The 24,965-nt window shown below is 71.8% G+C and carries 25 protein-coding genes and 1 riboswitch; of the genes, 11 read left to right on the top strand and 14 right to left on the bottom strand.

The window, feature by feature from the left end; all coding sequences use genetic code 11:
* Positions 1 to 30: 30 nt before the first annotated feature.
* Positions 31 to 142, top strand: a riboswitch (TPP riboswitch).
* The 5 genes from thiO to GTY56_RS19025 all read left to right on the top strand — a co-directional run bounded on the left by thiO (position 140) and on the right by GTY56_RS19025 (position 5,277).
* Positions 140 to 1,312 carry a glycine oxidase ThiO gene (gene thiO / locus GTY56_RS19045; RefSeq protein ID WP_161366548.1) on the top strand — a complete coding sequence of 391 codons (1,173 nt, stop codon included), beginning with the start codon at positions 140 to 142 and terminating at the stop codon, positions 1,310 to 1,312. (Overlaps the previous riboswitch by 3 nt.)
* The gene (gene thiS, locus GTY56_RS19040) at positions 1,309 to 1,509 is read left to right on the top strand and encodes a sulfur carrier protein ThiS (RefSeq protein ID WP_161366547.1); all 201 of its coding nucleotides are present in this window, start codon (positions 1,309 to 1,311) and stop codon (positions 1,507 to 1,509) included. The genes thiO and thiS overlap by 4 nt, the downstream gene beginning before the upstream one ends.
* A gap of 2 nt (positions 1,510 to 1,511) precedes the next feature.
* Positions 1,512 to 2,309, top strand: a complete 798-nt coding sequence (locus GTY56_RS19035) for a thiazole synthase (protein ID WP_161366546.1) — start codon at positions 1,512 to 1,514, stop codon at positions 2,307 to 2,309.
* 93 nt (positions 2,310 to 2,402) lie between these two features.
* Positions 2,403 to 4,340, top strand: a complete 1,938-nt coding sequence (gene pknB / locus GTY56_RS19030) for a Stk1 family PASTA domain-containing Ser/Thr kinase (protein WP_161366545.1) — start codon at positions 2,403 to 2,405, stop codon at positions 4,338 to 4,340.
* A 58-nt stretch (positions 4,341 to 4,398) separates the two neighbouring features.
* Complete coding sequence (locus GTY56_RS19025) at positions 4,399 to 5,277, top strand: deoxyribonuclease IV (RefSeq protein ID WP_161366544.1); 879 nt, start codon at positions 4,399 to 4,401, stop codon at positions 5,275 to 5,277.
* 4 nt (positions 5,278 to 5,281) lie between these two features.
* Here GTY56_RS19025 and GTY56_RS19020 read toward each other — a convergent pair whose 3' ends face one another.
* Complete coding sequence (locus GTY56_RS19020) at positions 5,282 to 5,932, bottom strand: sulfite oxidase-like oxidoreductase (RefSeq protein WP_161366543.1); 651 nt, start codon at positions 5,930 to 5,932, stop codon at positions 5,282 to 5,284.
* A gap of 176 nt (positions 5,933 to 6,108) precedes the next feature.
* Between GTY56_RS19020 and bfr the strand changes: the two genes are divergently transcribed.
* A complete protein-coding gene (gene bfr / locus GTY56_RS19015; RefSeq protein ID WP_161366542.1) occupies positions 6,109 to 6,585 on the top strand; it encodes a bacterioferritin in 477 nt (158 codons plus the stop codon).
* A gap of 9 nt (positions 6,586 to 6,594) precedes the next feature.
* On the opposite strand, the gene GTY56_RS19010 is transcribed toward bfr, so the two are convergent.
* A complete protein-coding gene (locus GTY56_RS19010; RefSeq protein ID WP_107458467.1) occupies positions 6,595 to 6,828 on the bottom strand; it encodes a (2Fe-2S)-binding protein in 234 nt (77 codons plus the stop codon).
* A 164-nt stretch (positions 6,829 to 6,992) separates the two neighbouring features.
* Entirely contained in the window at positions 6,993 to 8,345 is a 1,353-nt protein-coding gene (locus tag GTY56_RS19005; protein WP_107458466.1) for a class II 3-deoxy-7-phosphoheptulonate synthase, read from the bottom strand.
* A 96-nt stretch (positions 8,346 to 8,441) separates the two neighbouring features.
* On the opposite strand from GTY56_RS19005, the gene GTY56_RS41590 reads away from it, so the two are divergent.
* Both GTY56_RS41590 and GTY56_RS18995 read left to right on the top strand, forming a co-directional pair.
* Positions 8,442 to 8,498 (top strand): trp operon leader peptide, encoded by a 57-nt coding sequence (locus GTY56_RS41590; protein WP_078625594.1) that lies wholly within the window; start codon positions 8,442 to 8,444, stop codon positions 8,496 to 8,498.
* A 95-nt stretch (positions 8,499 to 8,593) separates the two neighbouring features.
* A complete protein-coding gene (locus tag GTY56_RS18995; RefSeq protein WP_161366541.1) occupies positions 8,594 to 10,459 on the top strand; it encodes an anthranilate synthase family protein in 1,866 nt (621 codons plus the stop codon).
* Positions 10,460 to 10,524: 65 nt separating this feature from the next.
* On the opposite strand, the gene GTY56_RS18990 is transcribed toward GTY56_RS18995, so the two are convergent.
* From GTY56_RS18990 to GTY56_RS18975, 4 genes are read right to left on the bottom strand one after another with little or no spacing between them, the layout of a single operon-like run.
* Positions 10,525 to 11,553 carry a 6-phosphofructokinase gene (locus GTY56_RS18990; RefSeq protein WP_161366540.1) on the bottom strand — a complete coding sequence of 343 codons (1,029 nt, stop codon included), beginning with the start codon at positions 11,551 to 11,553 and terminating at the stop codon, positions 10,525 to 10,527.
* A 53-nt stretch (positions 11,554 to 11,606) separates the two neighbouring features.
* Complete coding sequence (locus tag GTY56_RS18985; RefSeq protein ID WP_161366539.1) at positions 11,607 to 12,296, bottom strand: response regulator; 690 nt, start codon at positions 12,294 to 12,296, stop codon at positions 11,607 to 11,609.
* Positions 12,293 to 13,519, bottom strand: a complete 1,227-nt coding sequence (gene macS / locus GTY56_RS18980; RefSeq protein ID WP_161366538.1) for a MacS family sensor histidine kinase — start codon at positions 13,517 to 13,519, stop codon at positions 12,293 to 12,295. Before macS ends, GTY56_RS18985 begins: the two co-directional genes overlap by 4 nt.
* A 28-nt stretch (positions 13,520 to 13,547) precedes the next feature.
* Positions 13,548 to 14,351: a lysophospholipid acyltransferase family protein gene (locus GTY56_RS18975; protein ID WP_161366568.1), complete on the bottom strand. Its 804-nt coding sequence runs from the start codon at positions 14,349 to 14,351 to the stop codon at positions 13,548 to 13,550.
* 203 nt (positions 14,352 to 14,554) lie between these two features.
* Between GTY56_RS18975 and GTY56_RS18970 the strand changes: the two genes are divergently transcribed.
* Together GTY56_RS18970 and GTY56_RS18965 are read left to right on the top strand one after the other, a co-directional pair.
* Positions 14,555 to 15,352, top strand: a complete 798-nt coding sequence (locus GTY56_RS18970) for an alpha/beta fold hydrolase (protein ID WP_161366537.1) — start codon at positions 14,555 to 14,557, stop codon at positions 15,350 to 15,352.
* Entirely contained in the window at positions 15,345 to 15,974 is a 630-nt protein-coding gene (locus GTY56_RS18965; protein ID WP_161366536.1) for a hypothetical protein, read from the top strand. The genes GTY56_RS18970 and GTY56_RS18965 overlap by 8 nt, the downstream gene beginning before the upstream one ends.
* On the opposite strand, the gene GTY56_RS18960 is transcribed toward GTY56_RS18965, so the two are convergent.
* From GTY56_RS18960 to GTY56_RS18935, 6 genes are all read right to left on the bottom strand, one after another.
* A complete protein-coding gene (locus tag GTY56_RS18960; protein ID WP_161366535.1) occupies positions 15,971 to 16,717 on the bottom strand; it encodes an endonuclease/exonuclease/phosphatase family protein in 747 nt (248 codons plus the stop codon). The two genes, GTY56_RS18965 and GTY56_RS18960, sit on opposite strands and share 4 nt — an antisense overlap.
* Before the next feature lie 135 nt (positions 16,718 to 16,852).
* Positions 16,853 to 17,806 (bottom strand): ROK family glucokinase, encoded by a 954-nt coding sequence (locus GTY56_RS18955; protein ID WP_031107652.1) that lies wholly within the window; start codon positions 17,804 to 17,806, stop codon positions 16,853 to 16,855.
* Between the two features lie 133 nt (positions 17,807 to 17,939).
* On the bottom strand, positions 17,940 to 18,440 hold the full coding sequence (locus GTY56_RS18950; protein ID WP_161366534.1) for a DUF5304 domain-containing protein: 501 nt from the start codon (positions 18,438 to 18,440) through the stop codon (positions 17,940 to 17,942).
* A 103-nt stretch (positions 18,441 to 18,543) separates the two neighbouring features.
* Positions 18,544 to 19,713: an ArsA family ATPase gene (locus GTY56_RS18945; RefSeq protein ID WP_161366533.1), complete on the bottom strand. Its 1,170-nt coding sequence runs from the start codon at positions 19,711 to 19,713 to the stop codon at positions 18,544 to 18,546.
* Between the two features lie 66 nt (positions 19,714 to 19,779).
* Entirely contained in the window at positions 19,780 to 20,220 is a 441-nt protein-coding gene (locus GTY56_RS18940; RefSeq protein ID WP_161366532.1) for an SRPBCC family protein, read from the bottom strand.
* 111 nt (positions 20,221 to 20,331) lie between these two features.
* Positions 20,332 to 21,129 (bottom strand): metallophosphoesterase family protein, encoded by a 798-nt coding sequence (locus tag GTY56_RS18935; protein ID WP_161366531.1) that lies wholly within the window; start codon positions 21,127 to 21,129, stop codon positions 20,332 to 20,334.
* Between the two features lie 297 nt (positions 21,130 to 21,426).
* Between GTY56_RS18935 and GTY56_RS18930 the strand changes: the two genes are divergently transcribed.
* A complete protein-coding gene (locus GTY56_RS18930; RefSeq protein WP_161366530.1) occupies positions 21,427 to 23,223 on the top strand; it encodes an AMP-dependent synthetase/ligase in 1,797 nt (598 codons plus the stop codon).
* A gap of 16 nt (positions 23,224 to 23,239) precedes the next feature.
* Here the strand turns inward: GTY56_RS18930 and GTY56_RS18925 are convergent, their stop codons facing one another.
* Positions 23,240 to 24,862 (bottom strand): GMC oxidoreductase, encoded by a 1,623-nt coding sequence (locus GTY56_RS18925; protein WP_524540118.1) that lies wholly within the window; start codon positions 24,860 to 24,862, stop codon positions 23,240 to 23,242.
* Positions 24,863 to 24,965 lie beyond the last annotated feature (103 nt).

Below are 24,965 nucleotides of genomic sequence, written 5' to 3'. Positions count from 1 at the left end.
GGACAGGGCATCGGGCTAGGGTGGCCAAGGTAAAGCACTCGCGGGAGCCCGGACGCACCGGGCTGAGAGGGAGGCTGGCGGCCTCCGACCGTACGAACCTGATCCGGGTCATGCCGGCGAAGGGAGGGGCTGGACGCCCATGTCGCCTACGTCCACATCGTCCGACGTCCTGGTCATCGGGGGCGGGATCATCGGCCTGGTCACGGCCTGGCGGGCCGCGCAGCGCGGGTTCGCCACGGCCGTCGTCGACCCCGAGCCGGGCGGCGGGGCCGCACAGGTCGCGGCCGGCATGCTGGCCGCCGTCACGGAACTGCACTACGGCGAGCAGACCCTGCTCGGCCTGAACCTCGCCTCCGCCCGGCGCTACCCGGACTTCGCCGCCGAGCTCACCGAGCTGACCGGCCGGGACCTCGGCTACCGCCGCTGCGGCACGCTCGCCGTCGCCCTGGACGCCGACGACCGGGCCCACCTGCGCGAACTGCACGCCCTGCAACAGCAGTCGGGCCTGGAATCGCAGTGGCTGTCCGGGCGCGAGTGCCGGCGTCTGGAGCCGATGCTCGCGCCGGGCGTGCGCGGCGGGCTGCGGGTCGACGGCGACCACCAGATCGACCCGCGGCGGCTGGCCGGCGCCCTGGTCGCCGCCTGTGAGCGGGCGGGCGTGGTCCTCCACCGGACGTGGGCGGAGCGGCTGACCGTCGTACGGGACCGGGCCGCGGGTGCCGTCCTGGCCGACGGGACCGAAGCGGCCGCCGGGCAGGTGGTGCTGGCGGGAGGGAGCCTCAGCGGGCGGCTCGCCGGGGTCCCGGACGACGTGCTGCCTCCCGTGCGGCCGGTGAAGGGGCAGGTCCTGCGGCTGACCATGCCGCTGCGGCACGGGCCGTTCCTGAGCCGGACCGTGCGCGCGGTGGTGCGCGGCAGCCACGTCTACCTGGTGCCGCGCGAGAGCGGCGAACTCGTCGTCGGGGCCACGAGCGAGGAGCTGGGCTGGGACACCACCGTGACCGCGGGCGGCGTGTACGAGCTGCTGCGCGACGCGCACGAGCTGGTCCCGGGCATCACCGAGCTGCCGCTCACGGAGACCCGGGCCGGGCTGCGACCCGGCTCCCCCGACAACGCGCCCCTGCTCGGCCCGACGGGTCTGGAGGGTCTGCTGCTGGCCACCGGGCACTACCGCAACGGCGTCCTGCTCACGCCGGTGACCGGCGACGCCCTGGCGCACGCCCTGGCCACGGGTGAACTCCCGGATGAGGCCCGGCCCTTCAGCCCGAAGCGCTTCAGCACCGCCACCGCACTCACGGAGCAGCCCGCATGAACATCTCCGTCAACGGCGAGTCCCGGGACGTCCGGCCCGGCACCGCTCTCGACACCGTCGTGAGGTCGCTCACCGCCTCGCCGTCGGGCGTGGCCGCCGCCCTCAACGAAACCGTCGTCCCGCGCACGCAGTGGCCCGCCACGCCCCTCTCCGAGGGAGACCGGGTGGAAGTCCTCACGGCCGTCCAAGGAGGCTGACCATGGCCGACGATCCGTTCGTCCTCGGTGGTACGTCGTTCACGTCCCGTCTGATCATGGGCACGGGCGGAGCGCCCAGCCTGGAGGTGCTGGAGCGGTCGCTCGTCGCCTCGGGGACGGAGCTGACGACCGTCGCGATGCGCCGGGTGAACGCCTCGGTGCACGGTTCGGTGCTCTCCGTCCTGGACAGGCTCGGCATCCGGGTGCTGCCCAACACGGCCGGCTGCTTCACGGCCGGCGAGGCCGTCCTCACGGCCCGCCTCGCGCGCGAGGCCCTCGGCACCGACCTGGTCAAACTGGAGGTCATCGCCGACGAGCGCACGCTGCTGCCGGACCCGATCGAGACGCTGGAGGCGGCCGAGACGCTGGTCGACGACGGGTTCACGGTGCTGCCGTACACCAACGACGACCCCGTGCTGGCGCGGAAGCTTCAGGACGCGGGCTGCGCGGCGATCATGCCGCTGGGCTCGCCGATCGGCTCCGGTCTCGGGATCCGCAACCCGCACAACTTCCAGCTGATCGTGGAGCACGCGCACGTGCCGGTGATCCTGGACGCCGGTGCCGGTACGGCCTCGGACGCGGCGCTGGCGATGGAGCTGGGGTGCGCGGGTGTGATGCTCGCCTCGGCGGTGACGCGGGCGCAGGAGCCCGTGCTGATGGCCGACGCCATGCGGCACGCGGTGGAGGCGGGGCGGCTGGCGTACCGGGCCGGGCGGATCCCCCGGCGGCATTTCGCGCAGGCGTCGTCACCGGCGGAGGGAATGGCCGCCCTGGACCCGGAACGGCCCGCTTTCCAGTAGGGGCTTGTCCACACGTCACAGGTCGGCTGCAGTCGCGCCCCGGAACCGGGCGGGGCGGGAGAGCTGTCGGTGCCGGCTCGTACACTCGCCTGCGTGGACACGACCCTTCAGGACCCCTTGGTCGGGCAGGTGCTCGACGGCCGGTATCGCATCGACGCGCGGATCGCGGTCGGCGGGATGGCCACGGTCTACCGGGCCGTGGACACCCGGCTCGACCGGATCCTCGCGGTCAAGGTGATGCACCCCGCGCTCGCGGTCGACGCCTCGTTCGTCGAGCGGTTCATCCGCGAGGCGAAGTCGGTGGCCCGGCTGGCCCATCCGAACGTGGTGCAGGTCTTCGACCAGGGCACCGACGGCTCGTACGTGTACCTGGCGATGGAGTACGTGGCGGGCTGCACCCTGCGCGACGTGCTGCGCGAGCGCGGGGCCCTGCAACCGCGCGCCGCCCTGGACATCCTGGAGCCGGTGCTGGCCGCGCTGGGCGCCGCCCACCGCGCCGGTTTCGTGCACCGCGACATGAAGCCCGAGAACGTCCTCATAGGGGACGACGGCCGGGTGAAGGTCGCCGACTTCGGGCTCGTCCGGGCCGTGGACACGGTGACGAACACCACCGGCACCGTCCTCGGCACGGTCTCGTACCTCGCGCCGGAGCAGATAGAGGACGGCACCGCCGATCCCCGCGTCGACGTGTACGCGTGCGGTGTGATGCTGTACGAGATGCTGACGGGCGACAAGCCGCACGACGGGGACTCCCCCGCCGTGATCCTCTACAAGCACCTCCACGAGGACGTGCCCCCGCCCTCGGCCGCCGTGCCCGGTATGGCGTACGAGCTCGACGAGCTGGTGGCCTCGGCGACGGCCCGCACCCCGCAGATCCGTCCGCACGACGCGGTGGCGCTGCTCGCGCAGGTCCGCGACGGACGCGGCCGGCTGAGCGAGGAGCAGCTGGACGCCGTGCCGCCGCAGGCGCTCGCGGTGGACCACGACAACGGCGACGACCGGACGACCGTGATCCCGCGCGCCCTGACCACACCGCGCCCGCTGCCGGTGAACGAGGACGACGAGGCCTCCGGAGCCGGCCTCGACCGCACCAGCCGCTTCGCGTCCCCGCCGCCGCCCCCGCCGTCCCGGCGCCGCCCGGGATCCCGGCGCGGACCGGCGGCGATCGTCGTCGCCGTGCTGCTCGTGCTGGGCATCGGCGCGGGCGTCTGGTACATCAACTCCGGCCAGTTCACCGAGGTCCCGCCGCTGCTGGCGAAGACGCAGGAGCAGGCCGAGGACCGGCTGCGGGACGCCGGTCTCGAACTCGGCAAGGTCGAGCACGCCTACAGCGACACCGTGGAGCGCGGCCGGATCATCAGCAGCGACCCGGAGGCCGGGGAGCGCATCCGCGGCAACGCCTCGGTGAGCGTCACCGTCTCCGACGGTCCCGAGACCGTGCGGGTGCCCGCTCTGGCGGGCCAGAAGCTGGACCGGGCGCGGGCCCGGCTGAAGGAGGGCGGGCTGGAGCCGGGCATGGTCACGCGGGAGTTCAGTGAGGACGTACCGCGTGGCTCGGTGGTCTCCGCGCGGCCGGCCGACGGCACGAAGGTGCGCTCGGGCACGGCCGTCGCGCTGGTCGTCAGCAAGGGCAGCCCCATCGACATCCCCGACGTCACCGGCTCGGACGAGGCCGACGCCAGGTCCGAGCTGGCCGAGGCCGGCCTCAAGGTGAAGATCGCCACCGAGCGGGTCAACTCCTCCGAGTACGACAAGGGCCAGGTCGTCCGGCAGACGCCGGCGTCCGGCGGCACGGCGGCCGAGGGCGACACCGTGACGCTGACGCTGTCGAAGGGCCCGGAGATGATCGAGGTCCCGGACGTGGTCGGCGACAGCGTCGACGACGCCACGCGGGCGCTGGAGGGCGCCGGATTCCAGGTCGACGAGGACCGCGGTCTGCTCGGCCTGTTCGGAGACGAGGTCAAGAGCCAGTCCGTCGAGGGCGGTCGGACCGCGCCCAAGGGTTCGACGATCACCATCACGATCAGATGACGACGGCGGGCGGGAGCCCGTGGACGGGACGGGGCCGGACGCATGACACCCTGAACGGGTGAACAGTCAGCTGTCCGGCCCCTCCCGCAACCCCGTGGGCGGCCACGTCCCGGTGGCGGGCGGGCTCCACACCGTAGGCTTGTCGTACGCCCGTGATCTGGGGGCGGAGGCCGTCCAGGTCTTCGTCGCCAACCCGCGCGGCTGGGCCACGCCCACCGGCAACCCGAAACAGGACGAGGCGTTCCGCGCGGCGTGCGCGGACGGGTCGGTCCCGGCCTATGTGCACGCCCCCTACCTGATCAACTTCGGCTCGCACACCGAGGCGACCGTGGAGCGGTCGGTGGAGTCGCTGCGGCACTCGCTGCGGCGCGGCCGGGAGATCGGGGCGCTCGGCGTGGTCGTGCACACCGGCAGCGCGACCGGCGGCCGGGAGCGGTCGGTGGCCCTGAAGCAGGTGCGGGAGCACCTGCTGCCGCTGCTGGACGAGCTGACCCACGACGACGACCCGTTCCTGCTGCTGGAGTCGACGGCAGGACAGGGCGCCTCGCTGTGCTCGCGGACGTGGGACTTCGGCCCGTACTTCGAGGCGCTGGACGCCCATCCGATGCTCGGCGTGTGCCTGGACACCTGCCACATCTATGCCGCGGGGCACGACCTGACCGGCCCGAGCGGCATGCACCAAACGCTGGACCTGCTCGTGGACACCGTGGGCGAGGGCCGGCTGAAGCTGATCCACGCCAACGACTCCAAGGACGTGGTGGGCGCCCACAAGGACCGGCACGAGAACATCGGCGTCGGCCACATCGGCGAGGACCCGTTCCGGGCCCTGATGACGCACCCCGCGACTGCGGGCGTACCGCTGATCATCGAGACGCCGGGCGGCAAGCAGGGGCACGCGGCGGACGTGGAGCGGCTGAAGAAGCTGCGCGACGGCTGACGCCTCAGAGGTCGGGGCCGTCCCCCGGCAGTTCCTGGTACGAGTAGCGCTGCTCCTGCCAGGGGTCGCCGATGTTGTGGTAGCCGCGTTCCTCCCAGAATCCCCGCCGGTCGGCGGTCATGTACTCCACGCCGCGCACCCACTTGGGGCCCTTCCAGGCGTAGAGGTGGGGCACGATCAGGCGCAGCGGGAAGCCGTGCTCGGCGGTGAGCAGTTCGCCGTCCTTGTGGGTGGCGAAGAGCACGTGCTCGTCGGCGAAGTCGGACAGTCTCAGGTTGGAGCTGAATCCGTACTCGGCCCACACCATCACATGGGTGACGTCGTCGGCGGGCGGGGCGAGGTCCAGGAGCGTGCGCGCGGGGATGCCGCCCCACTCGGCGCCCAGCATGCTGAACTTCGTCACGCAGTGCAGATCGGCCACCACGGTGGTGTGGGGCAGGGCCGTGAACTCCTCATGGGTCCAGCAGTGCTTGCCGCCGCCCGCGGTGGCGCCGAAGACCCGGAACTCCCAGCGCTCGGGCCGGAACTTGGGGACGGGCCCGTAGTGCGTGACCGGCCAGCCGCGTTGCAGCCGCTGTCCCGGGGGCAGGTCCGGCTGCGCCGCTCCTGCTGGATCGCGCCCTTCTCCCGATTCGTGTTCCAGCGGCTGACCCATGACTCCATCCTGACAGACCCCGGGTGATGCCCCTGACCGGGCCCACTCCGAAAAGGGACAAACTCAAACTAAGCATGCCCTTACTTACTAAGTGCAGACTTACTGGACGATCTTCTTCACCAGTGGAATCATGCGGCGCAACCTGCCAGTTCCCCCGCATGGAAGGAGCCTCTGCGATGCAGGGCGACCCCGAGGTCCTCGAATTCCTCAACGAGCAGCTGACCGGCGAGCTGACGGCGATCAACCAGTACTGGCTGCATTACCGGATCCAGGACAACAAGGGCTGGACCAAGCTCGCCAAGTACACGCGTGAAGAGTCCATCGACGAGATGAAGCACGCGGACAAGATCACCGAACGCATTCTCATGCTGGACGGCCTGCCCAACTACCAGCGGCTCTTCCATGTACGGGTCGGCCAGACGGTCACCGAGATGTTCCAGGCGGACCGGCAGGTCGAGGTCGAGGCGATCGACCGGCTCAGGCGCGGCATCGAGGTGATGCGCAGCAAGGGCGACATCACGTCCGCGAACCTCTTCGAGACGATCCTGGAGGACGAGGAGCACCACATCGACTACCTGGACACGCAGCTGGAGCTGATCGAGAAGCTCGGTGAGGCGCTGTACATCGCGCAGCAGATCGAGCAGCCGAGCTGAGGCCTGCCGTCAGGCGGCGTCTTCCAGCTCCGTGAGCACCGGCTCGCCCCGGTCGGCCAGATCGCGGCGGGGGCAGGATCCCCTGCCCAGGATGGCCTGGATGCGGCGTACACAGGACCCGCAGTCCGTGCCCGCCTTGCAGGCGGAGGCTATCTGGCGGGGGGTGCAGGCGCCGCCGTCCGCGTGCTGCTTGACCTGCTGCTCGGTGATCCCGAAGCAACTGCAGACGTACACGCGGTTCACCTCCGACGGGTCGTTCTCGATGTGCCGTCCCCGTTGATCGGTGAGGCTAACCTAACCTTACCCGTCGGGTCCGGGGCGCAAAAGTGGAGAGGGGCGCGGATCGTGTGATCCGCGCCCCAGTCCTTGCCCCGGTAAGAGGCGGACCCGTCACTGGCCCCTGTACATCACTGGTCCCGGTACATCTCGGCCACGAGGAACGCCAGGTCGAGCGACTGGCTGCGGTTGAGCCGCGGGTCGCAGGCCGTCTCGTAGCGCTGGTGCAGGTCGTCGACGAAGATCTCGTCGCCGCCGCCCACGCACTCGGTGACGTCGTCACCGGTGAGCTCCACGTGGATGCCGCCCGGGTGGGTGCCGAGGGCCTTGTGCACCTCGAAGAAGCCCTTGACCTCGTCGAGCACGTCGTCGAAGCGGCGGGTCTTGTGCCCGGAGGCCGCCTCGAAGGTGTTGCCGTGCATCGGGTCGGTCACCCAGGCCACGGTCGCGCCCGAGGCGGTGACCTTCTCGACCAGCTCGGGGAGCTTGTCGCGGACCTTGTCGGCGCCCATGCGGACGATGAAGGTCAGCCGGCCCGGCTCACGCTCGGGGTCGAGGCGCTCGATGTACTGCAACGCGTCCTCGGCGGTGGTCGTCGGACCCAGCTTGATGCCGATGGGGTTGCGGATCTTCGAGGCGAACTCGATGTGCGCGTGGTCCAGCTGGCGGGTGCGCTCACCGATCCACACCATGTGCCCGGAGACGTCGTACAGCTGCCCCGTGCGCGAGTCGACCCTGGTCAGCGCGGACTCGTAGTCGAGCAGCAGCGCCTCGTGCGAGGCGTAGAACTCGACCGTCTTGAACTCCTCCGGGTCGGCCCCGCAGGCGTGCATGAAGTTCAGCGCGTTGTCGATCTCGCGCGCCAGCTGCTCGTAGCGCTGGCCCGACGGGGACGACTTCACGAAGTCCTGGTTCCAGGCGTGCACCTGGCGCAGGTCGGCGTAGCCGCCGGTGGTGAAGGCGCGCACCAGGTTCAGCGTGGAGGCGGACGCGTGGTACATCCGCTTCAGCCGCTCGGGGTCCGGGATGCGCGCGGCCTCGGTGAAGTCGAAGCCGTTGACGGAGTCGCCGCGGTAGGTCGGCAGCGTCACGCCGTCGCGGGTCTCGGTCGGCTTGGAGCGCGGCTTGGAGTACTGGCCGGCGATGCGGCCGACCTTGACGACCGGCACGGACGCGGCGTACGTGAGCACGGCGCCCATCTGGAGCAGCGTCTTCAGCTTGTTGCGGATGTGGTCGGCGGACACCGCGTCGAAGGCCTCGGCGCAGTCGCCGCCCTGGAGGAGGAACGCCTCTCCCTTGGCGACGGCCGCCATCCGGGCGCGCAGCTGGTCGCACTCGCCCGCGAAGACGAGCGGCGGATACGACTCGAGGTCCGCAACGACTGCGCGCAGAGCCTCGGTGTCGGGGTACTCGGGCTGCTGCGCCGCGGGCAGGTCTCGCCAGGTGTTGCCAGCGGAGGCGCTGGTCTTAGCGTTCACGGTCACGACCTCAACACTACGGGGTCGTGTCGGGCGTCCTGGCCCATGACCAACAATTGAGACACCCCGAACACTCCTCGGACATGGGGTAGGGTGCGTCGCATGTTCGCGCACTCGACCCAGACCTGGTGGTGGACCGCTCATCCGGCGGCCCGCTGACTGCGCGTACACACGACTTCGCGAAGGCCGCCCGAGGGGCGGCCTTCGGCGTTTCCCGGGGTCCGTTCCTCTCTCACCGAGATGGAGCACGGACCATGAACCTGCTCGGCTTGCCGGACGACCCCCGTCCGTTCGCCCTGCTGCGCCGCCGCACCCCGGGCCACGACCAGGAACGGGTCGAGGTCCTGATCGGCCCGGTCACCCCGCACGAGCGCCTCGCCGACCTCCCCGACCGGAGCCTCGCGCTGGTGCCCTTCCGGCAGATCCGCGAGCGCGGTTTCGACGTCCGCGACGACGGCACGCCCCTGCTGGCCCTCACGCCCGAGGAGTCGTACGACGTCCCGCTGGCCGAAGCCCTGGAGCAGCTTCCGGCGCACGACGTGCGGGTCGAGGGCGGCGGGTTCGATGTCGCCGACGAGGAGTACGGCGAGATCGTCGGGCGCGTGCTGCGCGAGGAGATCGGCCGGGGCGAGGGCGCGAACTTCGTGATCCGGCGGACGTTCGAGGGAGAGATCCCCGGGTTCGGGCGGGCCGACGCGCTGGCCCTGTTCCGCCGGCTGCTGGAGGGCGAGCGCGGGGCGTACTGGACGTTCGTGGTGCACACCGGCGATCGCACGCTGGTCGGCGCCAGCCCCGAGGTGCACGTGCGGATGTCCGGCGGCACGGTCGTCATGAACCCGATCAGCGGCACCTACCGCTACCCCGCCGAGGGGCCCACGCCCGAGCACCTGCTGGGCTTCCTCGCCGACGGCAAGGAGATCGAGGAGCTGTCGATGGTCGTCGACGAGGAGCTCAAGATGATGTGCACCGTCGGCGACATGGGCGGGGTCGTGATCGGGCCCCGGCTGAAGGAGATGGCGCACCTCGCGCACACCGAGTACGAGCTGCGCGGGAAGTCCTCGCTGGACGTGCGGGACGTGCTGAGGGAGACGATGTTCGCGGCGACCGTCACCGGCTCGCCCGTGCAGAACGCCTGCCGGGTCATCGAACGGCACGAGGCCGGGGGGCGGGGGTACTACGCGGGCGCGCTGGCCCTGATCGGCCGGGACCCCGGCGGCGCCCAGACCCTCGACTCCCCGATCCTGATCCGCACCGCCGACATCTCCTCCGGCGGGCGGCTGCGTGTTCCGGTCGGCGCCACGCTCGTGCGCGGGTCGGACCCGGAGAGCGAGGTCGCGGAGACCCATGCGAAGGCTGCGGGTGTCCTGGCGGCCCTGGGCGTACGGCCGGGACGGCCCCGCGAGGAGTCCGCGCGGCCGCGGCTGGCCGACGACCCCCGGGTGCGGGCCGCGCTCGACGGACGCCGCTCCTCGCTCGCGCCCTTCTGGCTGCGGATGCAGGAGCGCTCCGCGGAACTGACCGGACACGCCCTGGTCGTCGACGGCGAGGACACCTTCACGGCGATGCTCGCGCACGTGCTGCGCGCCGCCGGCCTGGAGGTGAGCGTGCGGCGGTACGACGAGCCGGGGCTGCGGGAGGCGGTGCTCGCGCACGCGGGACCCGTCGTGCTCGGGCCCGGGCCGGGCGACCCGTCCGACCTCACCGATCCCAAGATGCGCTTCCTGCGCGGCCTCACCGCCGAGGTGATCCGCGGCGAACGGCAGGGCGTGCTGGGGGTGTGCCTCGGGCACGAGTTGATCGCTGCCGAGCTGGGGCTGGACATCGTACGCAAGGAAGTGCCGTACCAGGGCGCGCAGACGGAGATCGAACTGTTCGGGCGGCGGGAGACCGTCGGCTTCTACAACAGCTTCGTGGCGCGCTGCGACGACGAGGCGGCGGCCGAACTGGCGGCGCACGGTGTCGAGGTCGCGCGCGCCGCCAACGGGGAGGTGCACGCGCTGCGCGCCCGCGGGTTCGCGGGCGTGCAGTTCCACCCCGAGTCGGTGCTGACGCTGAACGGCGCGGCGGTGGTGCGCGGGCTGGTGGCGCAGGTGCGGGGCACGGGCGCGCCCTCGGTCTGACCCGGATCCGGCCGGGGCCCGCTCGGCCCCGGCCGGCACCGGACGCCGGCCGGTCAGCCGGCCGCTCAGCCGAAGAACACCCCGATCTCCTCGTACAGCGCCGGATCCACCGTCTTCAGGCGGGCGGTGGCGTCCGCGATGGGGACGCGGACGATGTCGGTCCCCCGCAGGGCGACCATCCGGCCGAAGTCGCGGTCGCGGACGCAGTCGATGGCGTGCAGCCCGAAGCGGGTGGCGAGCCAGCGGTCGAAGGCGCTGGGGGTGCCGCCGCGCTGGACGTGGCCGAGGACCGTGGTGCGGGCCTCGTTGCCCGTGCGCTTCTCGATCTCCTTGGCGAGCCACTCGCCGACCCCGGACAGCCGGACGTGCCCGAAGGAGTCCAGCGACTGGTCCTTGAGGACCATGTCGCCGTCCTTGGGCACGGCCCCCTCGGCGACGACGACGATCGGCGCGTACGACGCCCGGAAACGGGAGGTCACCCAGGCACACACCTGCTCGACGTCGAAACGCTGCTCGGGGATGAGGATGACGTTGGCGCCGCCGGCGAGGCCCGAGTGCAGCGCGATCCAGCCGGCGTGGCGGCCCATCACCTCGACGACCAGGACGCGCATGTGGGACTCGGCGGTGGTGTGCAGCCGGTCGATGGCCTCGGTCGCGATGCCGACGGCGGTGTCGAAGCCGAAGGTGTAGTCGGTGGCGGACAGGTCGTTGTCGATCGTCTTCGGCACGCCCACGCAGGGCACACCGTGCTCGCCGGAGAGGCGGGCGGCCACGCCGAGGGTGTCCTCGCCGCCGATGGTGATCAGCGCATCGACCTCCAGCTCGGCGAGGGTCTGCTTGATCCGGCGGACACCGTCCGCCACCTTCAGCGGGTTCGTCCGCGAGGAGCCGAGAATCGTGCCGCCGCGGGGCAGGATGCCGCGCACGGCCGGGATGTCGAGACGGACGGTGGCGTTCTCCAGAGGTCCTCGCCAGCCGTCCCGGAAGCCGGTGAAGTCATAGCCGTACTCCTGCACGCCCTTGCGGACGATGGCCCGGATGACGGCGTTGAGGCCGGGGCAGTCGCCGCCTCCGGTCAGTACTCCGACGCGCATGGAACAGTCCCTTCGCCGCAGGTACCTGACGAAGGGTCAGTGTGACGGGCGCCTCACTCGTCGTCGAGGCCGCGCTCTATCGCGTACCTGACGAGTTCGACGCGGTTGTGCAACTGGAGCTTGCCGAGGGTGTTCTGGACGTGGTTCTGCACCGTGCGGTGGGAGATGACCAGGCGTTCGGCGATCTGCTTGTAGCTCAGGCCCTTGGCGACCAGCCGCAGCACCTCCGTCTCGCGGTCGGTGAGCCGGGGCGCCTTGGGTTCGCCGGTGTCGGCGGCGGGGGCGGGCTCGGAGGCCAGGCGGCGGTACTCGCCGAGGACCAGCCCGGCGAGGCCGGGGGTGAAGACCGGGTCGCCGACGGCCGTGCGGCGGACCGCGTCCTGGAGCTCGGCGGTGGAGGCCGACTTCAGCAGATAGCCCGTCGCGCCGGACTTCACGGCCTCCAGCACGTCGGCGTGCTCACCGCTCGCGGACAGCACGAGGACGCGCAGTGCCGGATTCTCGCCGACGACCTCCTTGCAGACCTGGACGCCGGGCTTGCCGGGCAGGTTCAGGTCGAGCACGAGGACGTCGGGCGCGGCGGCCTTGGCGCGGCGTACCGCCTGGTCGCCGTCGCCCGCCGTGGCGACCACCTCGAAGCCCGACTCGGCCAGGTCGCGGGCGACGGCGTCGCGCCACATGGGGTGGTCGTCGACGACCATGACCTTGATCGGGTCCTGCCGGTCCCCGCTGGTGTCCGTCATCGCTGCTCCGCCTTCCCCCGTGGGTCCGTCACGTCCTTCGGTACCTTCAACTCGACCTCCGTGCCCTGGCCGGGCACCGAGATCAGCTCCGCGCTGCCGCCCAGGTCGCGCAGCCTGCCGCGGATGGACAGGGCGACGCCGAGCCGCCCCTCGCCCTCGGCCTGGACGAGCCGCCCCTCCGGGATGCCGGGGCCGTCGTCCCGGACGGTGACGATCACCTCGTCCGGCTCGTCCTCGGCGAGGATCCACGCGCGCGCGTCCTGACCGGCATGCCGGCGGACGTTGTCCAGGGCGGCCCCGACGGCCGCGGCGACCTCCCGGGCGGCGGCCGGCGCCAGCGGCACGGGCGCGCCGGGCTCGGCGAGGCTGACCCTGGCCCCGGCGTACGGCGCGAGCAGGGTGCGCAGGTCGACGGGGCCGCTCGGCTCCGGCTCCTCGTCGACGGCCCGGACGAGCGCGCCCTCGGCGGCGTCCTCCGAGACCCGGGAGACGGGCACGAGGCCGCCGGAGACCAGGGTGCGCAGCGCGACCTCCTGCTCACCGGCCATCCGGCCCAGCTCGGCCGCCTCTCCCCCGAGCACGGCCCCGCGGCGCTGCACCATCGCCAGCACCTGGAGCACGCTGTCGTGGATGTCCCGGGCGAGACGCTCCCGCTCGCGCGTGGCGGCCTCGATCTCCAGGGCGCGGGCGAGGGTGCGCTCGGAGGCGCGGGCGACCTCGACGACGTAGCCGATGGCGATGGAAGCGATGCAGACCAGGATGACGTTGTGAACGGTGTCGCGGGCCGGGCTGCCGCGCTCGATGAGGTTGGCCACGGCCACGAGGCCGGAGGCGAGCCCGGCCCAGCGCCAGCCGCCCTTGACGGCGAAGGCGAGGACGGCACCGGCGGTCCATATCGACGGCAGCGTCGGGCCGCCCGCCTGGACCCGCTCGTGGGCGTCGGCGACGGGCGTGAGCAGGATGCCGGTGACGGCGATGGTGAGGTCGGCGGCGAGGAACCGCTTGGTGCAGCGGGCGGCGTTCGCCACGCGGGGCAGTGTGGCCAGGGTCCAGGCGCACAGCACGGCGAAGTAGGCGACGGCGACCCAGGGTCGGGTGAACTCGTCGTAGGCGGTGGCGAACAGGCCGACCGCGTACAGCATCGTGAGCACCCGGTACCCGGTGAGGGCACGCCACAGGGGCTGCTCGACCGACATCCTCATGACTCGCTCGCGCTTGGCCATCTCCCCCGCCCCCCGACCGAAGCCCCGGCTAGGGTCCGGTCCGCCGCTCCTGCTGCTCCTGCTGCTGCCTTTCCTTCTCCCGCTTCTCCTTCTCGGCCTGTTCCTTCTCGGCCCGTGCGAGAGCGGCCCTGGCCGCCTTCTCGGCTTCCTTCTCCGCCTTCGCCGCTTCCGCGAGCTGTCGCTTCATGGCCGTGGCGTACATGTCGACGTACTCCTGGCCGGAGAGGTTCATGATCTCGTACATGACCTCGTCGGTCACCGCGCGGAGCACGAACCGGTCGTGCTCCATGCCCTGGTAGCGGCTGAAGTCCAGGGGCTTGCCGATCCGGATGCCGGGCCGCATCAGTTTCGGCACGACCTTCCCGGGCGGCTGGATCTTCTCCGTGTCGATCATGGCGACGGGGATGACCGGCGCGCCCGTGGCGAGCGCCACGCGCGCGAGACCGCCCGGCTTGCCCCGGTAGAGCCGCCCGTCCGGCGAGCGCGTGCCCTCCGGGTAGATCCCGAACAGCTCGCCGCGCTCCAGCACCTCGATGCCGCTCTTGATGGCGGCCTCGCCCGCGCCGCGCGCACCGGAACGGTCCACCGGAAGCTGCCCGACCCCCTTGAAGAAGGCAGCCGTCAGCCGGCCCTTCACGCCGGGCGTCGTGAAGTACTCGGCCTTCGCGATGAAGGTGACCTTGCGGTCGAGGACGGCTGGCAGGAAGAAGGAGTCGGAGAACGACAGGTGATTGCTCGCCAGGATCGCAGCGCCCTCGGCGGGTACGTTCTCCAGGCCCTCCACCCAGGGTCTGAAGGCGAGCTTCAGCGGACCCCCGACGGTGACCTTCATCGCGCCGTACAACAACCGAGTGCCTCCTGTATGTGTCGGTCAGACCTTAACCCGGAGCGCTGCCAAAGGCTCCGACGGCCCTGGTCGGTGTCAGTGCGGTCGCGTACGGTGAAGGTCCCGCGAACGACGTGCGACTCCTTTCCATGACGTTCCGTGACATTCCGTGATCGTGCCAGTCCCTTCTCACGACCAGGAGGCCGAAGGTGCCGGTCCTTGCCGGAGCCGAGCCGTTCCACCACGAGGGCGGAGAGGTCGCCGTCCTCCTCTGCCACGGCTTCACCGGATCACCGCAGTCGCTGCGCCCCTGGGCGGAGCACCTCGCCGAGCACGGCCTGACCGTCTCCCTGCCGCTGCTGCCCGGACACGGCACGCGCTGGGAGGACCTGCGGATCACCGGCTGGCAGGACTGGTACGCGGAGGTGGACCGCGCGCTGCGTCTGCTGTGCGAGCGCCGCGAGACGGTCTTCGTGGCCGGTCTGTCCATGGGCGGCGCGCTCGCCCTGCGGCTGGCCGCCAAGCACGGCGACGCCGTCCGCGGTGTCATGGTCGTCAACCCCGCCAACAAGGTGCACGGCCTGGCCGCCCACGCCCTCCCGGTGGTGCGCCACCTCGTCCCCGCGACGAAGGGCATCGCCAGCGACATCGCCAAGCCGGACTGCGCGGAGCTCGGCTACGACCGGGTGCCGCTGCACGCGGCGCACTCGCTGCGGCAGTTCTTCCAGGCCACCGACCGCGAACTGCCGCAGGTCACGCAGCCGGTGCTGCTGATGCGCAGCCCGCAGGACCACGTGGTGCCGCCCGCCGACTCGGCCCGGATCCTCAGCCGCATCTCCTCGACGGACGTGAAAGAGGTCATCCTGGAACAGAGTTACCACGTCGCCACGTTGGACCATGACGCGGACCGGATCCACGAGGAGAGCCTCGCGTTCATCGGCCGCATCGCGTCCGCCCTCGGCAAGGAGCCCGGGCTCGGCAAGGAAGGGACGACCGCAGGTGGCTGAGCACGACTCCGACCGTGAGGGCCGGGAGCCGGAGGAGAAGGGCGTCCCCATCGACGAGGAGGCCGCCTGGGCGGCGATCGTCGCCGGGTACGGCGAGGAGCCGCCGGACCCGCCGGGCGCCAAGCCGTTCAAGTCCATCGAGGACCTGGCCCTGCCGGCGGCCGGGACCAACGACGCCGTGATCGACGGCGACCGGGGCGACACGGCGGTGAAGTCCGGGGACACCGTCAAGCCGGCCGAGCCGCGGGAGGCCGAGGAGCCCGGGGACAAGGCCGTGCAGCCCCTGGGCGGCTCGGTCTCGTTCGCGCCCGGTGTCGGCCCGCGCGACTACACCACGCCCGAGCCCACCGAGGACGACTTCGACGAGGACGACGAGGGCCACTTCGTGCCCCCGGAGCCGCCCCCGCTGCCCGCCGCCGATCCGACCTCCAAGTTCGCCTGGCTCGGTGTGCTCGGCGGGCCGGTGCTGCTCCTGCTGGCCGTGCTGCTCGGCTGGGACATGACGTGGTGGCTGGCCACGCTGGGGATCGGCGGCTTCCTCGGCGGGTTCGCGACCCTGGTGATGCGCATGCGTACGGACGACGAGGACGACGACGACCCCGGGCGGGGTGCGGTCGTCTAGGAAGCCGGGATCCTGAGGGCGGCCAGGACCGGGAGGTGGTCCGTGGCCGCCCTCAGGTCTGCGTCGGACACCCCCGGCAGGGCGGACGGCACGCCGCAGCCCAGCACCTCGATGCCCTTCGTCGTGAAGATCGCGTCGATGCGCTGATAGGGATCGGTGGGCGTCCAGGTGTGCTCGCCGCCCCAGGGGGCCGCGGCCCGGCAGTCGGTCAGGCCGGCGGCCAGGCGGCGGAAGGCCGGGCCCTCCGGGCGTTCGTTGAGGTCGCCGCCGGCGATCAGGTGCTCCACGCCCATGCCGGCGAGCCGGTCCAGCAGCATGCCGGACTGCTCGTAGCGCTCGTCCTTCTGGAGCGACAGGTGGCAGCTGAGCACGCCGAGGCGGGCACCGGCGATGCGGACGACCGCGGTGGCGAAGCCGCGGCGGTGCAGGCCGGGCGTGGGGGGCAGGAGGATGTCCTCCGTGCGTTCGACGCTCGCGCGGAGCGAGCTGAGGATGGCCGGGCCTGTGGTGGTGGCGCCGCCGGTGACGATCACGAGGTCGGAGGCGAGGGCAAGGCGGGCGAGTTTCTTGCGCCAGCGGAAGAAGCGGGGGGCTTCCTGGATGAGGACGAGGTCGGGCTCGCAGGCCCTGATGACGCGGGCCAGGGCGTCGGTGTCGTCACGCATGGAGCGGATGTTGTAGCTGAGGACCCTGATGACTGCGGAACCGTCTGGTTCGGTACGCGAGTTGGGGAGCAGCGACATGTGATCAATTTACGCCCGAAGGGGCGGGGGGCGGGGTTGTGCGCGAGTGCCGGTCGTTCGTGGCTTGTCGCGCCCACGCGGCGGAGCCGCACATCGATACAGCCCCGCGCCCCTTGGGGCATGGACCTGAGGGCGTCACATGATCGGGTCGGGCTCCCGGGCCAGGTCCGCCGCGCCCACCAGGCCGGCCTTGTTGCCCAGTTCCGCCGCGCGGACCTCGGCCACCGGGCGCCAGTTGCCGCCGACCAGCCACCGCTTGTAGGACTTGCGGATCGGGCCCAGGACCAGCTCGCCCTCGTCGGAGAGGCCGCCGCCGACGATGAACGCGGAGGGGTCGAAGAGGGAGGCCAGGTCGGCGAGGCCCGCTCCGACCCAGCGGGCCAGTTCGCGGTAGGAGTCGACGGCGACCCGGTCGCCCTGGCGGGCGGCCATGGAGATGTGCTTGCCCTCGATGCCGTCGGGCGTGCCGTTGCCGAGGCCGAGCAGCGTCTCGGCGTTCTCGGGGGTGGCGTTGGCGCGCTGCTTGGCGTACCTCACCAGGGCCCGGCCCGAGGCGTACTGCTCCCAGCAGCCCTGTGAACCGCAGCCGCACAGCAGGCCGTCCGGCACCATGCGGATGTGGCCGAACTCGGCGGCCACGCCGAAGTGTCCGCGGCGCAGCTTGTTGCCGATGATGATGCCGCCGCCGAGGCCGGTGCCCAGCGTGATGCAGATGACGTTGCGGTGGCCCTTGCCTGCACCGAACTTGTACTCGCCCCACGCCGCCGCGTTGGCGTCGTTCTCCACGACCACCGGGAGGCCCACGCGGGCCTCGACCTTCTCCTTGAGCGGCTCGTTGCGCCAGTGGATGTTGGGCGCGAAGTAGACCTCGGAGCGCTGCCGGTTCACGTAGCCGGCTGCGCCGATGCCCACGCCGACGATGTCGTGACCGACGCGTGCGCCGTCCACCGCCGAGGCGATGGCGTCCACGATGCCCTCAGCCGTGCCCGGGGTCGGCACCTTGTGGGTCGAGAGGATGTTGCCTTCCTCATCGACCACGCCGGCCGCGATCTTCGTGCCGCCGATGTCGACGCCGATGGTGAGTCCCATGAATCCCTCAGTTTCGGTCGAGCCCCGCTACGGATAACGGTACCCGAGGCCCTGCCGTCGGGTCGGCGGTCGTCCGCACGGTGGGCACCCCGGGCGGCCGCACCGGAAGTGCCGCTCGGCCGGGGCCGGGGACTCAGTCCAGGTCGATGCGCTCCCCGGGGCCGGCGTCGTCGCCGCCGTCCCGGCGTGCGTCCTGGTCACGGGGGTCGCCCTGATCGTCGCGGCCGGTCCAGCGGCGCTCCTGGGCCTGGACGGCGGAGCGGTAGGCGGCGAGCAGTTCGTTCCCGGCCGCCGCCAGGTGGTCGAAGACGTCCGGATTGCGCTCGATGACGGGTTCCACGGCGTCCTTGGCCTGCTGCACGACCTGCCGGACGACCTGCTGGGCGGCGGGCCCCGCGACCGCGCCGAGCAGCGGTGACCGGACGTCGGACAGCTTCTCCGCGACGGCGTCGACGAGCTTCTTCAGCTCGTCGGCCGCGGAGCCCGGGGGCGTGCCGTGCTGGGTGCGGCGGCGGGCCTTCTCCGCCTGGAGGTCCTCGGCGCACGCGGTCGCCCAGGCGTCGGCGTCGCTCGCCCGCACCTCGTCCGCGGCCTCTTCGCGGGCGGCGCCGGACGGGGAGGGCTCTTCGCTCATGACGGACTCCTGACTACGGTTCGTCCCTACGACGTTACCCGAACGGGCGTACCTCGTTCACGGGCCGGGGCCGGCCGTTCCTCCCGGCCCGTCGCCCGCCCTGTCACCGGCTCTGCGGCCACAGTCCGGGGTCGGGTACGAAGCGGATCCGCAGCTCTCCCTCACGCAGGGCGGCCCCGTCGACGGTGCAGCGGCGCAGCGCGGAGGGCAGCGGGACGATCCGGCGGAACCGCCCGGCCGTGACGACGAGTTCGTCGCCGCGTCGGACGAGATCCAGTTCCTCGCGTATGGCGCCGGGCAGCGGGATCCGCCAGACGAGGACGCCGTCCTCGCCGAGCCGGTCGGTCACGGGCCAGTCGCCCGCGGGGGGCGCCGGCCGGCCGCCGGGCACGGCGAGCGCGGTGAGGTCGTCGGTGCCGCGCGGGTCGTGTCCGAGGTGGGCCACGGCCTGGACGTCGTACGACTCCCGCCACTCCTCCAGCGTCTTGCGCTGCTGGGCGACGGGTCCGGCGAGCCAGGTGTCCGGGGAGGCCTCGGGCAGGACGCGGTTGGCGATCACGAGGTCGGTGCGCAGACCGCGCAGGGCGAGGCCGAGGCCGGCGGTGCGCAGCGCTTCGGCACCGGCCGGACCGGGCTCGGCGACCAGGCGTACGACGGTGTCGCGGTCGGCGACGACCGCTTCGGCGGCGGCCAGTTCCAGGTCCCAGCGGCCGGCCGTCTCGTAGAGCCACTCGGCGGGCATGGGGACGCCGGCGAGGCGGCCGAGGACGGGGCGCAGGGCACGGGCGGCCTGCCGTTCGGCCGGGAGCAGGCGGCGCAGGTAGCGGCGGAGTTCCTCGGGCAGGGCGAGGAGAGCGAGGGCCTGCGGGGCCGGGGGGAGATCGACGACGAGGGTGTCGTACTCCTCCGACAGCGCGGCGTCGCGCAGGGCGCGCAGCAGGGCGAGTTCCTCGGCGCCGGGCAGGGGGGTGAGTTCCTCGGGGTCGAGGCGGGAGGCGCCGAGGAGGTCCAGGGCGGTGGAGGCGCGGTCCTGGAGCGCGGTGAGGTCCTCACGGAAGTCCTGGGCGGCGTCGGGGCGCCAAGCGGTGAGCCGAGGGGCGGCCTGGACCGGGGCCGGGCCGGTCGGCACCCCCAGGGCGGCACCGAGGGTGTCCGTGCGGTCGGTGCCGAGGACGAGGGTGCGGGTGCCCTCGGCCGCCGCGGCCAGGGCGGTAGCGGCCGCGAGGGTGGTACGACCGCTGCCGCCGGGGCCGGTGATCAGGATGGTGCGCATGGGGCTGAACGGTACCGGGAGTCGCCGGAGCGCCCGGTGCTGCCGCCGCCGGCTGCGCTGCCAGGGCTACTTGCCCGCTTCGACCCTCTTCTTCAGCCCGGCCAGCGCCCGGTCGATGATGACCTTCTCCGCCTTGCGCTTGATCATGCCGAGCATGGGGATCTTGACGTCCACCGTCAGGAGGTACGTGACCTCCGTGCCGCCCGCGCCGGACGGCTTGAGGATGTACGAGCCGTCGAGGGAGCGCAGCATCTGGGACTTCACCAGCGTCCAGGACACCTCGTTCTCGCCGGTCCAGGTGTACCCGAGGACCTGGTCGTCCTTGATCGCGCCCGCGTCCATGACGAGGCGGACCTGCTCGGCGCGGCCCTGGGCGTCGGTCTTGAGGACCTCCGCCTCCTTCACCTCGCCGGTCCAGTCCGGGTAGCGGGCGAAGTCGGAGATGACCGCCATGACGTCGGCCGGGGCGGCCTCGATGGTGATGCTCGAGCTGGTGTGTTCCGCCATCGCCGTGGCTCCTCCAGATGCGGGCCGGTAAGACGTCGTCCTGCGCACGTGTGTGCAGCGTGAAGGCTACCGCGCACGGGACCCGCGGATCTCACCCGACCTGGGCCGCCCTCACCACTCCAGCACCCACGGGGTCCCGGTGGACGCGAAGTGCCCCACGTTCACGCACTCGGTCGCCCCGATCCGCATCCTCTGCACCAGCGGCTGGTGGACGTGCCCGAAGAGGGAGTAGCGGGGCCGGGTGCGGCGGATGGCGTCGAGCAGGGCGCGGCTGCCGCGCTCGAAGCGGCGGGCGACGGTGTCGTAGACCAGTTCGGGGACCTCGGGCGGGATGTGCGTGCAGAGCACGTCGACCTCGCCGACCGCCTCGATCTTCGCCGCGTACTCCTCGTCGCTGACCTCGTACGGCGTCCGCATCGGCGTGCGCAGGCCGCCGCCGACGAAGCCGAAGACCCGGCCGCCGATCTCGACGCGCTCGCCGTCGAGGACGGTCGTGCCCGGGCCCGCGTACTCCCGCCACAGGGGCGGCATGTCGACGTTGCCGTAGGTGGCGTACGTAGGAGAGGGGAACGCGGCGAACAGCTCGGCGTACTGCTTGCGCACCGCCTTCTCGATCACCGTGGCGCGGTCCCCCTGGAGGCCGGCCCACAGCCCGGCCCCGAAGACCCGGGCCTCCTCGAAGCGGCGGGCGGTGCGCAGCGCGACGATGCGGTCGGCGTTCTCCACGCCGAACAGGTCGGGGAAGATGCCGCGCGAGTGGTCCGCGTAGTCGAGGAAGAGGACGAGATCGCCCAGGCAGATCAGGGCGTCGGCGCCCTCGCCGGCCCTCGCCAGGCCGCGGGCGTTGCCGTGCACGTCACTGACCACGTGGATGCGCGTCCGCCGGCTTCCGGCTGGTGTGGGTGCCATGACGATCAAGCGTAGGTCGAGCGCTGCCCTTGTGAACAGTGGCGGCCCTACCTGCGGTTACTGGCCAGTCAGTTAGCCCGTGGACTACTGTGCGCGAAGGAATACCCAACTGTGTGACGCAGCGAACATCTCGACGGGCCCCCCTGTCGAAGAAGCCATACCGGCGGGTAACGTCCGGGCAGTCCAGTCGTGCTCTGCATTTCAACAAGTGAATGCGCGAGCACCTCCCCGAGCCTTGGACCGCACCGTCGCAGCACACACCGTCGTGGCGCCGGCGCCCTATGAGGAGCAGCAGTCTTGCGCGAGTTCAGCCTTCCGGCTTTGTACGAGGTCCCTGCGGACGGAAACCTGACCGACATCGTCCGCAGAAACGCCGCGCAGCACCCGGACGTCGCCGTCATCGCCCGCAAGGTCGGCGGCAGCTGGCAGGACGTCACCGCCACGACCTTCCTCGCCGAGGTGCACACGGCGGCCAAGGGACTGATCGCCGCCGGGGTCCAGCCGGGCGACCGGGTGGGCCTGATGTCCCGCACCCGGTACGAGTGGACGCTGCTGGACTTCGCGATCTGGAGCGCGGGCGCGGTGACGGTGCCGGTGTACGAGACCAGTTCGCCGGAGCAGGTGCAGTGGATCCTGGGCGACTCGGGTGCGACCGCCTGCGTGGTGGAGTCGCAGGCCCACGCGGCCGCGGTCGAGTCGGTGCGTGGCGGGCTGCCGGCGCTCAAGCACGTGTGGCAGATCGACGGCGGCGGCGTCGACGAGCTGGGCCGGCTCGGCCAGGACGTCACCGACGAGACGGTGGAGGAGCGCGGCTCGTTCGCCAAGGCCGACGATCCGGCGACGATCGTCTACACCTCCGGCACCACCGGCCGACCCAAGGGCTGTGTGCTCACCCACCGCAGCTTCTTCGCCGAGTGCGGCAACATCGTGGAGCGGCTGCGTCCGCTGTTCCGCACCGGCGAGTGCTCGGTGCTGCTCTTCCTGCCGCTCGCGCACGTCTTCGGCCGGCTGGTGCAGATCGCGCCCATGATGGCGCCGATCAAGCTGGGCACGGTCCCGGACATCAAGGACCTCACCGACGAGCTGGCCGCGTTCCGCCCCACGCTGATCCTCGGTGTGCCGCGCGTCTTCGAGAAGGTGTACAACTCGGCGCGCGCCAAGGCCCAGGCCGACGGCAAGGGCAAGATCTTCGACAAGGCCGCCGACACCGCGATCGCCTACAGCAAGGCGCTGGACACCCCTTCGGGCCCGTCGTTCGGCCTGAAGATCAAGCACAAGACGTTCGACAAGCTCGTCTACAGCAAACTCCGGGCGGTCCTCGGCGGCCGGGGCGAGTACGCCATCTCCGGCGGCGCCCCGCTCGGCGAGCGCCTCGGGCACTTCTTCCGCGGCATCGGCTTCACGGTCCTGGAGGGCTACGGCCTGACCGAGTCCTGCGCGGCCACCGCGTTCAACCCCTGGGACCGGCAGAAGATCGGCACGGTCGGCCAGCCGCTGCCCGGCTCGGTGGTGCGGATCGCCGACGACGGCGAGGTGCTGCTGCACGGCGAGCACCTGTTCAAGGAGTACTGGAACAACCCCGGCGCGACCGCAGAGGCGCTGGCCGACGGCTGGTTCCACACCGGTGACATCGGCACCCTCGACGAGGACGGCTACCTCAGGATCACCGGCCGCAAGAAGGAGATCATCGTCACCGCGGGCGGCAAGAACGTCGCCCCGGCCGTGATCGAGGACCGCATCCGGGCGCACGCGCTGGTCGCCGAGTGCATGGTCGTGGGCGACGGGCGGCCGTTCGTGGGCGCGCTGGTCACCATCGACGAGGAGTTCCTGGGCCGCTGGTGCTCCGACCACGGCAAGCCGGCGGGTTCCACCGCGGCGTCGCTAAGCGATGACCCGGACCTGCTGGCCGCGATCCAGGCGGCGATCGACGACGGCAACGCCGCGGTGTCGAAGGCGGAATCGGTGCGGAAGTTCCGCATTCTGTCCTCCCAGTTCACGGAGGATTCGGGCCACCTGACGCCCTCGCTGAAGCTGAAGCGGAACGTGGTGGCGAAGGACTACGCGCACGAGGTCGAGGCGATCTACGCGAAGTGACCCTCGGCCGGGTCGGCTATGGCGCGGTGTCCTCGGCGAGGACCCGCGCCATCGTGCGTTCGGCGAGGGCGGTGATGGTCACGAAGGGATTGACCCCGAGCGACCCCGGCACGAGCGAGCCGTCGGTGACGTACAGCCGGGAGTATCCCTTGACCCGCCCGTAGGCGTCCGTCGCCCGGCCCAGCACGCAGCCGCCCAGCGGGTGGTAGGTGAAGTCGTCGGCGAAGACCTTGCTGCCGGAACCGAACAGGTCGTACCGGTAGATCGTCGCGTTGGCCGCGTTGATGCGGTCGAAGAGCTTCTTGGCCATGGCGACGGAGACCGCCGAGTGGGCGGCCGTCCAGCCGAGCCGGAGCCGGTCCGAGCCGGTGTCGTAGGAGAAGGACGCCCGTTCCCGGTTCCTGGTGATCGCCAGGTAGAGGCTCACCCAGTGCTCCAGGCCCGTCGGCAGCGGGGCGATCTCGGCGAACACCGGGTTGGCGGTGTTCGCCCAGTCGTCGATGCCCATGACCGGCATGGTCGACTGGTTCGCGCCGACCGTGTCCCACAGGTGGTTGGCCCGGCCGAGCATCACGTTGCCGTTGGTGCCCCAGCCGGCCCCGACACTGGCGTCGAGCGCGGGCAGGGTGCCCGTCTCCCGGGCGCGCAGCAGCAGTTCGGTGGTGCCGAGGCTGCCGCCGCCGAGGAAGAGGTACGTGCAGCCGTACTCCTTGGTCCCGACGACGCGGCCGGTCTCGTCGATGCGGTCGGCGGTCAGGACGTAGGTGCCGTCCGGCGCGCGGCTGATCGCGCGCACCTTCTCCAGGGTGTGGACGGTGACCTTGCCGGTGCCGAGGGCGCCGGCGAGGTACGTCTTGTCCAGGCTGCGCTTGCCGTGGTTGTTGCCGTAGATGACCTCGCCGCCGAGCGCCGACTTCGGGGCGGTGCCGGCCGCCTCGCGCTGCATGTGTCCGAAGTCGTAGACGCTGGGCACGAAGGTGGTCCGCAGGCCGGTCTTCTCGGCGTGCTTGCGGGAGACGCGGGTGAAGCGGTACCACTCCGTCGACTCGAACCAGGCCGGGTCGACGGTGTTCACGCCCAGGGCGGCCCGGGCGCGCGGGAAGTACGTGCCGTACATCTCGTCGGCGTCGACGGCCGGGAACTGTTCGGCGAAGTACGGCCGGGGCGGGGTGACCGCCATACTGCCGTTGACCAGGGAGCCGCCGCCGACACCCCGGCCGACGTACACGGACATGTGGTCGAAGTGCACGCGGTCCAGGACGCCCGGGTAGCGGCCGATGTCCCGGTTGACGACGTCCAGCCAGAGGAAGGTGCCGAGGGGGGCCTCGGTGCGGTCCCGGAACCACATGGAGCGGTGGTCGGGTGCACTGGTGGTGCAGAAGACCTTGCCGTCGGGGCCGTTGGTGTTCCAGAGGCGGCCCATCTCCAGGACGATCGTGCGGATTCCGGCCTGGCCGAGACGGAGAGCGGCCACGGCGCCGCCGTAGCCGGAGCCGATGACGATCGCGGGGGCGGTGTCGGCCTCGTCGGGCTGGGCGGCTCGGGCGCTTTGGAGGCCGATGCGGGTGAAGCCGAGGGCGGCGGCAGTCTGGAGGGCTGCCATGCCGAGGATGTGACGTCTTGTCAGCTGACGCTGCATCAGTTTTACTGTCATGCGCGCAGCATCGGCGGATTTTCGGGTTCCGCCTAGTGGGCTGGCACGTGTTCGCCGTCGGCGGGTGCGGGTTCGTTGTGGTTGGTCG

The sequence above is a fragment of the Streptomyces sp. SID5643 genome, from assembly GCF_009872555.1.
GTDB classification, from domain to species: Bacteria; Actinomycetota; Actinomycetes; order Streptomycetales; family Streptomycetaceae; genus Streptomyces; species Streptomyces iakyrus.
The sequence above is the reverse complement of the archived record's forward strand: the minus strand, read 5'-3'. Positions and strand labels throughout refer to the sequence as shown.

Bases quoted from the DNA above. Each gene is read 5' to 3' on its own strand.
- thiO (WP_161366548.1), top strand. From the start codon at position 140: ATGTCGCCTACGTCCACATCGTCCGACGTCCTGGTCATCGGGGGCGGG.
- thiS (WP_161366547.1), top strand. From the start codon at position 1,309: ATGAACATCTCCGTCAACGGCGAGTCCCGGGACGTCCGGCCCGGCACC.
- GTY56_RS19035 (WP_161366546.1), top strand. From the start codon at position 1,512: ATGGCCGACGATCCGTTCGTCCTCGGTGGTACGTCGTTCACGTCCCGT.
- GTY56_RS19020 (WP_161366543.1), bottom strand. From the start codon at position 5,932: ATGGGTCAGCCGCTGGAACACGAATCGGGAGAAGGGCGCGATCCAGCA.
- bfr (WP_161366542.1), top strand. From the start codon at position 6,109: ATGCAGGGCGACCCCGAGGTCCTCGAATTCCTCAACGAGCAGCTGACC.
- GTY56_RS18995 (WP_161366541.1), top strand. From the start codon at position 8,594: ATGAACCTGCTCGGCTTGCCGGACGACCCCCGTCCGTTCGCCCTGCTG.
- GTY56_RS18990 (WP_161366540.1), bottom strand. From the start codon at position 11,553: ATGCGCGTCGGAGTACTGACCGGAGGCGGCGACTGCCCCGGCCTCAAC.
- GTY56_RS18985 (WP_161366539.1), bottom strand. From the start codon at position 12,296: ATGACGGACACCAGCGGGGACCGGCAGGACCCGATCAAGGTCATGGTC.
- macS (WP_161366538.1), bottom strand. From the start codon at position 13,519: ATGGCCAAGCGCGAGCGAGTCATGAGGATGTCGGTCGAGCAGCCCCTG.
- GTY56_RS18975 (WP_161366568.1), bottom strand. From the start codon at position 14,351: ATGAAGGTCACCGTCGGGGGTCCGCTGAAGCTCGCCTTCAGACCCTGG.
- GTY56_RS18960 (WP_161366535.1), bottom strand. From the start codon at position 16,717: ATGTCGCTGCTCCCCAACTCGCGTACCGAACCAGACGGTTCCGCAGTC.
- GTY56_RS18955 (WP_031107652.1), bottom strand. From the start codon at position 17,806: ATGGGACTCACCATCGGCGTCGACATCGGCGGCACGAAGATCGCGGCC.
- GTY56_RS18950 (WP_161366534.1), bottom strand. From the start codon at position 18,440: ATGAGCGAAGAGCCCTCCCCGTCCGGCGCCGCCCGCGAAGAGGCCGCG.
- GTY56_RS18945 (WP_161366533.1), bottom strand. From the start codon at position 19,713: ATGCGCACCATCCTGATCACCGGCCCCGGCGGCAGCGGTCGTACCACC.
- GTY56_RS18940 (WP_161366532.1), bottom strand. From the start codon at position 20,220: ATGGCGGAACACACCAGCTCGAGCATCACCATCGAGGCCGCCCCGGCC.
- GTY56_RS18935 (WP_161366531.1), bottom strand. From the start codon at position 21,129: ATGGCACCCACACCAGCCGGAAGCCGGCGGACGCGCATCCACGTGGTC.
- GTY56_RS18925 (WP_524540118.1), bottom strand. From the start codon at position 24,862: ATGCAGCGTCAGCTGACAAGACGTCACATCCTCGGCATGGCAGCCCTC.